The sequence below is a fragment of the Burkholderia sp. AU4i genome, from assembly GCF_000466765.1.
GTDB lineage: Bacteria > Pseudomonadota > Gammaproteobacteria > Burkholderiales > Burkholderiaceae > Burkholderia > Burkholderia cepacia.
In genome coordinates this window covers 1-8,361 of sequence record NZ_ASSI01000354.1, presented here as the reverse complement: position 1 = coordinate 8,361, position 8,361 = coordinate 1, and the positions used below count along the sequence as shown (strand labels likewise).

General features: G+C 68.3%; 10 protein-coding genes. 5 read left to right on the top strand and 5 right to left on the bottom strand.

All coding sequences use genetic code 11. From position 1 onward, the window contains the following. Positions 1-223 (bottom strand): bifunctional adenosylcobinamide kinase/adenosylcobinamide-phosphate guanylyltransferase (locus tag L810_RS42425; protein WP_042978363.1); only part of this gene is annotated, 223 nt, incomplete at its 3' end. Positions 224-297: 74 nt separating this feature from the next. On the opposite strand from L810_RS42425, the gene L810_RS42420 reads away from it, so the two are divergent. The 4 genes from L810_RS42420 to L810_RS42410 all read left to right on the top strand — a co-directional run bounded on the left by L810_RS42420 (position 298) and on the right by L810_RS42410 (position 3,412). Next, a complete protein-coding gene (locus L810_RS42420) occupies positions 298-1,800 on the top strand; it encodes a cobyric acid synthase (protein WP_042978362.1) in 1,503 nt (500 codons plus the stop codon). Between the two features lie 81 nt (positions 1,801-1,881). Then, positions 1,882-2,022 carry a hypothetical protein gene (locus L810_RS48645; protein WP_021164253.1) on the top strand — a complete coding sequence of 47 codons (141 nt, stop codon included), beginning with the start codon at positions 1,882-1,884 and terminating at the stop codon, positions 2,020-2,022. A gap of 149 nt (positions 2,023-2,171) precedes the next feature. After that, positions 2,172-2,585, top strand: coding sequence for a DoxX family protein (locus tag L810_RS42415; protein ID WP_027786730.1), 414 nt, complete (start codon positions 2,172-2,174; stop codon positions 2,583-2,585). A 158-nt stretch (positions 2,586-2,743) separates the two neighbouring features. Beyond that, complete coding sequence (locus L810_RS42410; RefSeq protein ID WP_021164251.1) at positions 2,744-3,412, top strand: ParA family protein; 669 nt, start codon at positions 2,744-2,746, stop codon at positions 3,410-3,412. A 116-nt stretch (positions 3,413-3,528) separates the two neighbouring features. Here L810_RS42410 and panD read toward each other — a convergent pair whose 3' ends face one another. From panD to L810_RS42390, 4 genes are all read right to left on the bottom strand, one after another. Then, the gene (panD, locus tag L810_RS42405; RefSeq protein ID WP_021164250.1) at positions 3,529-3,915 is read right to left on the bottom strand and encodes an aspartate 1-decarboxylase; all 387 of its coding nucleotides are present in this window, start codon (positions 3,913-3,915) and stop codon (positions 3,529-3,531) included. 44 nt (positions 3,916-3,959) lie between these two features. Next, positions 3,960-4,799, bottom strand: coding sequence for a pantoate--beta-alanine ligase (gene panC / locus L810_RS42400; RefSeq protein ID WP_021164249.1), 840 nt, complete (start codon positions 4,797-4,799; stop codon positions 3,960-3,962). 285 nt (positions 4,800-5,084) lie between these two features. Continuing rightward, the gene (locus L810_RS42395; RefSeq protein WP_021164248.1) at positions 5,085-5,957 is read right to left on the bottom strand and encodes a segregation and condensation protein A; all 873 of its coding nucleotides are present in this window, start codon (positions 5,955-5,957) and stop codon (positions 5,085-5,087) included. A gap of 4 nt (positions 5,958-5,961) precedes the next feature. Beyond that, positions 5,962-6,150: a DUF3460 family protein gene (locus L810_RS42390; protein ID WP_006478107.1), complete on the bottom strand. Its 189-nt coding sequence runs from the start codon at positions 6,148-6,150 to the stop codon at positions 5,962-5,964. A gap of 266 nt (positions 6,151-6,416) precedes the next feature. On the opposite strand from L810_RS42390, the gene L810_RS42385 reads away from it, so the two are divergent. Beyond that, a complete protein-coding gene (locus tag L810_RS42385; RefSeq protein ID WP_042978361.1) occupies positions 6,417-8,231 on the top strand; it encodes an autotransporter assembly complex protein TamA in 1,815 nt (604 codons plus the stop codon). Positions 8,232-8,361 lie beyond the last annotated feature (130 nt).

Sequence of the window (8,361 nt, the reverse complement as noted above, 5' to 3'; positions counted from 1 at the left end):
GCGCGAGCGTGCCGGCGAGGTCGACGGGTGCGTCGGCGAAGCCCCAGGCGGCCGGCCGGCGCGCGCGATGGTGCGCGATGCGCTGCGCGAATTCGGCATCGGCGGCGGTTGCGGTGGCGATGTAGGTGACGGGGCGGCCGCTGTCGGCGGCGAGGCGCTCGGCGTGCGCGCTCTTGCCCGAGCGTGCGCCGCCGATGACGAAGGTGAGGTCGTGCGGAATCATCGCGTGATTGTAACGGCGCGGGCACACCGGCGCGGGGGATAATGCGGCCTTTGCTTCGCGACGACCTTTACACGATGAATGCACCCGAGCCGCGGCCGCGCGGCACGCTGATGATCCAGGGCACGACGTCCGACGCGGGCAAGAGCACGCTGGTCGCGGGCCTGTGCCGGCTGGCGCGCCGCGGCGGCGCGCGCGTTGCGCCGTTCAAGCCGCAGAACATGGCGCTCAACAGCGCGGTGACGGCCGACGGCGGCGAAATCGGCCGCGCGCAGGCACTGCAGGCGCTGGCCGCGGGCGTTGCGCCGCATACGGATTTCAACCCCGTGCTGCTGAAGCCGACGAGCGACCGCGGCGCGCAGGTGATCATTCACGGCAAGGCGCGCATGAACCTCGATGCGCGCGCGTATCACGGCTACAAGCCGGTCGCGTTCGAAGCGGTGCTCGAGTCGTACGCGCGCCTGCGCGCCGGCTACGACACGGTGATCGTCGAGGGCGCGGGGAGCCCGGCCGAGATCAACCTGCGCGAAGGCGACATCGCGAACATGGGGTTTGCCGAACGCGTCGACTGCCCGGTCGTGCTCGTCGCCGACATCGACCGCGGCGGCGTGTTCGCGCACCTCGTCGGCACGCTCGCGTGCCTGTCGGACAGCGAGCGTGCACGCGTGCGCGGCTTCGTGATCAACCGCTTCCGCGGCGACGTCAAGCTGCTCGAACCGGGGCTCGACTGGCTGCGTGCGCAGACGGGCAAGCCCGTGTTCGGCGTGCTGCCGTACCTGCACGGCCTGCTGCTCGACGCCGAGGACATGCTGCCCGCACAGGCGCGCAGCCCCGCCGCACGCGGCGATGCCGGCCTGCTGCGCGTCGTCGTGCCGGCGCTGCCGCGCATCAGCAACCACACCGATTTCGACCCGCTGCGCGCGCATCCGCAGGTCGAATTCACGTACTGGAAGAGCGGCCCCGTCCCGGATGCCGACCTCCTGATCCTGCCCGGTTCGAAGAGCGTGCAGCGCGATCTCGCATGGCTGCGCGACGCGGGTTGGGACACGCTGATCCGTCGCCATCTGCGCTACGGCGGCAAGGTGATCGGCATCTGCGGCGGGATGCAGATGCTCGGCCGCACGCTCGACGATCCGCTCGGCCTCGAAGGGGCGCCCGGCAGCGTGCCGGGGCTCGGGCTGCTCGATTTCGACACGACCCTGCGGCGCGACAAGACGCTGAAGAACGTGACCGGGCATCTCGCGCTGCCGGGCGGGGCGGCCGTGCGCGGCTACGAGATCCACATGGGCGACACGCACGGGCCCGCGCTCGCGTCGCCCGCGCTGATGCTGGCAGCCGACGCCGCCTCCGACGCCACACGCCCGGACGGCGCGGTGTCCGCCGATGGCCAGATTCTCGCGACCTACGTGCACGGGCTGTTCGACTCGCCCGACGCATGCGCGGCGCTGCTCGCGTGGGCCGGGCTCGACGGCGCGGAGCGCATCGACTATCCGGCGTTGCGCGAGGCATCGCTCGAGCGGCTGGCCGACTCGTTCGCCGACCATCTCGATCTCGACGCGCTGTACGCCGAGTTTCGTTGACGCGGGCCGGGCCATGCTCGCTTTTTCCGCCGGATCGCATACAACACAGGAGGGCGGATGTCCGCCTGGAGGAGTGCGACGATGAAGGCTCGATGGTGGTGGGGCATGCTGCTCGCGGCGCTGCTGGGCGTGTCGGCGGTTGCGCATGCGTGCGATTCGTCCGTACCGGGCGGCGGCCAGTCCGGTTCCGGCAACGCCACACAAGGCAAGAGCGGTGACTGAAGCAGGTCGCGGGGCATGATCGGTCATGCCCCTTTTTACGTCTCGATTGATTCCATTGGGGAATGAGTTAAAGCGAATTGGCGCGTTTATCGGTCGAATCGATTCGAATAGAGTGCGATCCATTCACACCACTCACGAAGGAATTCGCCATGAACCCCAATCGCCTCAACGATTTCGCCGCGACCCTGCTGCGCGTCGCCCTCGGCGTGCTGTACCTCGCGCACGTCGCGCAGAAGGTGTTCGTCTTCACGCTGCCCGGCACCGCGCAGTTCTTCGCGTCGATCGGCCTGCCGGGCTGGCTCGCGTACCTGACGACGTTCGTCGAACTGGCCGGCGGCCTGGCGCTGCTCGCTGGCTTCCGCGTGCGCGTCGCCGCGCTGGTGCTGCTGCCGTTCATGCTCGGCGCGACCGCCGCGCATCTGCCGAACGGCTGGAGCTTCGCGTCGCCGAACGGCGGCTGGGAATACCCGGCGTTCTGGGCCGTCACGCTCGCCGTGCAGGCGCTGCTGGGCGGCGGCGCATTCGCGCTCGGCGCACGGGAAGCCGCGGTTCAGCGTGCGTAATGGGGTAAGTGGGTAAGTCGGCGGGGTAAGCCGGCGTACGCGACGCGGCGCAACCCGTTTCGGTGACACCCCGTTTGCCGATATCATCGCTCCCTGTATCCGCAATCGAGCGGCGCCTGCCCCGCGGCAGGGGCCGCGCGGCTTTTTCGGGGGAATTCATGACGGTGATCGTGGTGGCGAATCCGAAGGGCGGCGTGGGGAAGAGCACGCTGTCCACCAATCTTGCCGGCTATTTCGCGGCGCAGGGCGCGTGGGTCGCGCTCGCCGACCTGGACCGGCAGCAGTCCGCACATGCGTGGCTCGACCTGCGGCCGGCCGGACTGCCGGCAATCGAGGCATGGGCACTCGATCCGGACGCGCCGACGAAGCCGCCGCGCGGCCTCGAATATGCGGTGATCGATACGCCGGCCGGGCTGCACGGCAACCGGCTCAACGTCGCGCTGCAACTGGCCGACAAGGTGATCGTGCCGCTGCAGCCGTCGATGTTCGATATTCTGGCCACGCAGCAGTTTCTGGAGCGCCTCGCCGGCGAGAAGGCCGTGCGCAAGGGCAGCGTCGAGGTCGGGATCGTCGGAATGCGGGTCGATGCGCGCACGCGCTCGTCGGACCAGCTTCACCGGTTCGTCGAAGGGCTCGGCCTGCCGGTGCTCGGCTACGTGCGCGACACGCAGAACTACGTGCAGATCGCCGCGCACGGCCTCACGCTGTGGGACGTCGCGAAGAGCCGGGTCGAGAAGGATCTCGAACAGTGGCGGCCGATCGTCGAATGGGCCGAACGCCGCGCGCCGAAGGCCGAGAAGACGGAGAGGGCCGCCAAGGCGTCCTGATCGCGCGACCGCCGGGCCGGTACGCGATGAAATGAGAAAGGGCCGGATCCCGTGGCATACGGCATCCGGCCCTTCGATCCTTCGACCCTTCGACCGCAAGCGGCCGGCCAGTCAGGTCAGGTCCAGTTCTGCGTCGGCACGTGATCGCGGTGGCCCTTGATCTTGTTGCCGTCGTCGATGAACACGAGCTTCGGCTTCCAGCCGGCCTGAATCTCGGCTTCATCGACCATCGCGAATGCGGCGATGATCACGAGGTCGCCGAGCTGCGCGCGACGCGCGGCCGAGCCGTTCAGCGAGATCATCCCGCTGCCGCGCTCGCCCTTGATCGCGTAGGTCGAGAAACGCTCGCCGTTGTTGATGTTCCAGATGTCGATCCGTTCGTTTTCGATGAGGCCGGCCGCTTCGAGCAGGTCTTCGTCGATCGCGCACGAGCCTTCGTAGTGCAGCTCGCAGTGCGTGACGGCCGCGCGGTGGATCTTCGATTTGAGCATGTGGCGCTGCATGGTGTCTCCGTGATGCGTCGTGAGAGGCGCGGGCGGGCGGCCCGTCAGATTTCCAGGTTGTCGATGAGGCGCGTCGCGCCGAGCTTCGCGGCCGCGAGCACGACGAGCGGCTCGCCGGCTTCGAGTTCGGCGGCGCTCGGTGCGATCAGGTTCGCGCGGCGGCGGATCGCGATGTAGTCGGGCAGCCAGCCGCGCTCGGCCAGGTGCGTGCGCGCGTGATGCTCGAGCTTGCCGAGGTCGCGCTCGCCGCCGAGCACGCTGTCGCGCACGCGCTGCAGCGTTTTCGCGAGTTCGGGCGCTTCCTTGCGCTCGTCGGTCGTCAGGTAGCGGTTGCGCGACGACAGCGCGAGGCCGTCCTCGTCGCGCACGGTTTCGGCCGCGATGATCTCGACCGGCAGCGCGAGCTGCTGGCACATCCGGCGCACGATCATCAGCTGCTGGTAATCCTTCTTGCCGAACACGGCGACGCGCGGCTGCACGCAGGACATCAGCTTCGTGACGACCGTGCACACGCCGGCGAAGAAGCCGGGCCGGAATTCACCCTCGAGAATCCCGCCGAGATCGTCCGGCGGCAGCACGCGGTATTCCTGCGGTTCCGGGTACATGTCGCGTTCGGTCGGCGCGAACAGCACGTAGACGTTTTCCTGCTGCAGCTTCTCGATATCGTCCTGGAGCGTGCGCGGATACTTGTCGAAATCCTCGTTCGGGCCGAATTGCAGCCGGTTGACGAAGATGCTCGCCACGACCGGGTCGCCGTGCTGGCGCGCGAGGCGCATCAGCGACAGGTGCCCTTCGTGCAGGTTGCCCATCGTCGGCACGAACGCCGTGCGGTTCTGTCCACGCAACTGGTCGCGCAATTCCTGGATCGAGCTGATGACTTTCATGATCGGGTAGCGGTTTCCTCGCGCATGCGCGCGTTGGCGCCGCAGCAGCGGCGTCGGGGTCGAAGCGGAGAACGCCGGCGCGCGGGCGGCGCATCGGGCGTCGGCGGATTGTAGAGGATTTGGCCGCCAAACGCATCGAAAAAAGTACGGTCGTTCACTTTTTAGGAGGGCGTGCCGGCAGCGGCCCGCGCAGTCGCGTCGGGCTGCGGCGAGGCGGCATGTGTGCCGGAATGAATCGGGAGGGCGGGAAGGGCGGGCGCGGGCGTTACGCGGGCGCCAGGCCGGTTACGCGGGCAGGTACGCGAGACGCACGTAGATCGGCGCGAACGGCTCGGCCTGCGTGATCTCGAGGAGCGATTCGCGCGCGAGTTCGAGCATCGCGATGAAATTCACGACGACGACCGGCACGCCGCGCGACGTGTCGAACAGCTCGGCGAATTCCATGAAGCGCGCGTTCTGCAGCCGGCGCAGGATCAGGCTCATGTGCTCCCGCACCGACAGCTCCTCGCGGGAGATCTTGTGGTGCTGGACAAGCTTCGCGCGCTTGAGCACGTCGGCCCATGCGGCGCGCAGGTCGTCCGAATTCACGTCGGGGAAGCGCGGCGTGACGCTCTGCTCGATGTAGACCTCGGCGCGCAGGAAGTCGCGGCCGAGCTGCGGCAACTGGTCGAGCCGCTGCGCGGCGAGCTTCATCTGCTCGTATTCGAGCAGGCGGCGCACGAGTTCGGCGCGCGGATCCTCGGCTTCCTCGCCGGTGTCGGCCTTCTTGACCGGCAGCAGCATCCGCGACTTGATCTCGATCAGCATCGCGGCCATCAGCAGGTACTCGGCCGCGAGCTCGAGGTTCGACGTGCGGATCTGGTCGACGTAGCCCAGATATTGCGCGGTGACCTGCGCCATCGGGATGTCGAGCACGTTGAAGTTCTGCTTGCGGATCAGGTAGAGCAGCAGGTCGAGCGGGCCTTCGAAGGTCTCGAGGAACACCTCGAGCGCATCGGGCGGGATGTAGAGATCCTGCGGCAGCTTGAACAGCGGCTCGCCGTACAGGCGAGCGAATGCCGCGACACCGTCGACCGTGTCGGGCGTCGAATCGGCGCCCGCGGGCGCGGCGATCGCGTCGTCCTGGCGGGCGGCGCTGGCCTCGTCGGCGGCGCTCACGTCGTCAGAAGTTCTGGTAGTAGACGTACGACGTTTGCTTCACGCGCGATTCCTGCTGCTCGGCGCGCTCTTCGAGGTCGATCGGCTGCTTGTCCCACAGCAGGGAACGGCCCTTGCGCTGCTCTTCCTCGAGCGTCGGCTTCTGTTGCTTGAGCTGGTTCAGGAACTGCGTGACATCGGACTGGTACGGCATGGCTGGATTTTCCGTTTCGGGCGGCGCACGATGCGCCGGATTCACGATGGCGGGATTTTACCGCAACGCGGGAACGGCCGGCGGCAATCGCGCGTCGAATCCGCGGGCTGGCGCGCAGCCGGTGGCCGCAAGCGCGCCGCCGGGCATGACGCCGCGGCCACGCGCGCTCGCGCGGCGGTTTACAAACATTAAGCTTTGACGCCGGCACGCTGTGGTCAAATACAGGGTTTTCCACAAAACCGTGACAACCGAGGGCGAGGTCATATTTGGCGGGGCAGTCGAACCAGCAAGCACATCCGGCACATGACGCGGGCCCGCGCGTGGAACGCAATCGCGCCGGCGCCGCGGCCCGTGCCGCGCGGGCGACCCTCGCGGGTTGCCTGGCCGCGTGCTTCGCGCTGCCGGCCCACGCGAAGTACGACGTCGACATCGACGCACCGCGCTCGGTGCGCAAGCTGCTCAAGACGCACCTCGACATCGCGCGCTTCGCGAAGCGCGACGACATCAGCGACGACCAGTTCGACTTCCTCGTGACGGCCACCCCGCAGCAGGTGCGCGACCTGACCGCGACGGCCGGGTATTTCTCGCCGGTCGTGCGCACCGACGTGCGCACGCGCGACGGCAAGCGCGACGTGCGCATCGCGGTCGATCCGGGCAAGCAGACCGTCGTGTCGAGCGTCGACCTGACCTTCAACGGGCCTGTCGACACCGAGGACCCGAAGCAGGAAGCCGCGACCCGTTTCGCGTTTTCGCTGAAGCCGGGCGACCCGTTCACGCAGTCCGACTGGGACGGCGCGAAGGGCGCGGCGCTCAGGCAATTGCAGTCGCGTCGTTATCTCGGCGCGAAGATCGCGTCGTCGGAGGCGCGCATCGATCCGCGCACGCAGCGCGCGACGCTCGCGGTCACGTTCGACAGCGGTCCGACGTTCACGATCGGCAAGGTCGACGTCGACGGTGTGCGGCGCTATCCGGAGAAGATCGTCACGAACGTCAATCCGCTGTCGGAAGGCGAGATCTACGACGTGCAGCGGATCACCGAATTGCAGCGGCAGTTGCAGAACACGCCGTACTACGCGAGCGTCGCGATCGACGTCGGCGACGATACGGCGAAGCCCGAGCGCACGCCCGTGCACGTGAAGGTCAGCGAGTTCCCGTACAACAACATCCGCGGCGGCGTCGGCTTCGCGACCGACACCGGGCCGCATGTGCAGGGCTCCTACACGTATCTCGACACGTTCGGCGCCGCGTGGCCGCTGACCGTGTCGGGCCGGCTCGACCAGATCCAGCAATACGGGCAGGTCCAGCTGTCGATGCCGCCGGGCGAGAAGGGGTGGACCAACAGCGTGCTCGCGTCGTACACGAACACCAACGTGTCGGATACGCGCATCTACAGCGCGCGGGTCGGCGTGCAGCGCACGCGCACGGGCCAGTTCATCGATTATTCGTATTCGCTGATGTACTACCAGGACCGGCTCGACCAGAACAGCGCGGGGCCGACCACGAGCCGGGCGCTGGTGCCGCAATGGGCATGGACGCGCCGCAACGTCGACGATCCGCTGTTCCCGCGTTCGGGCAACCTGATCCACGCGGAGGCCGGCTTCGCGGTCAAGGGCGTGCTGACCGACCAGACCTTCATCCGCGGCTACGCGCGCGGCCAGCAGTACCTGCCGGTCGGCAAGCGCGACCTGTTCGTGTTCCGCGCGGAGCTCGGCGGTGTGTTCACGAGCGGCAGCTCGACCGGCGTGCCGGCGTCGCTGCTGTTCCGCGCGGGCGGCTCGAACTCGGTGCGCGGCTACGGTTACCAGAGCATCGGCAACAGCGTCGACGGTTCCGTCCTGCCGACCAAGTACCTGATGACGGGCACCGCCGAATACCAGCACTGGTTCAACCGCGACTGGGGTGCCGCGACGTTCTTCGACATCGGCACCGCGACCGATGCGTGGGGCGAGCGCGTGTTCTACCCGGGCGTGGGCGTCGGTGCACGCTGGCGCAGCCCGGTCGGCCCGATCAACGTCGACGTCGCGTATGGGTTGCGCAACCACAGCGTGCGCCCGTACCTGACGCTCGGCATCGCTTTCTGAACGTACCGCTTCATCGACGAACCGCATGACGAAGGACCCGAACGATACGAACGACACGCCGCCGCCTGGCGATCCGGACACGCCCGACGGCGTGCCCGCCGCGCCGCCGCGCGCGCCGCGCCGCGGGGCC

Coding starts and splice junctions, on each gene's coding strand:
- L810_RS48645 (WP_021164253.1), top strand. CDS start 1,882: ATGAAGGCTCGATGGTGGTGGGGCATGCTGCTCGCGGCGCTGCTGGGC.
- L810_RS42390 (WP_006478107.1), bottom strand. CDS start 6,150: ATGCCGTACCAGTCCGATGTCACGCAGTTCCTGAACCAGCTCAAGCAA.
- panD (WP_021164250.1), bottom strand. CDS start 3,915: ATGCAGCGCCACATGCTCAAATCGAAGATCCACCGCGCGGCCGTCACG.
- L810_RS42410 (WP_021164251.1), top strand. CDS start 2,744: ATGACGGTGATCGTGGTGGCGAATCCGAAGGGCGGCGTGGGGAAGAGC.
- panC (WP_021164249.1), bottom strand. CDS start 4,799: ATGAAAGTCATCAGCTCGATCCAGGAATTGCGCGACCAGTTGCGTGGA.
- L810_RS42420 (WP_042978362.1), top strand. CDS start 298: ATGAATGCACCCGAGCCGCGGCCGCGCGGCACGCTGATGATCCAGGGC.
- L810_RS42415 (WP_027786730.1), top strand. CDS start 2,172: ATGAACCCCAATCGCCTCAACGATTTCGCCGCGACCCTGCTGCGCGTC.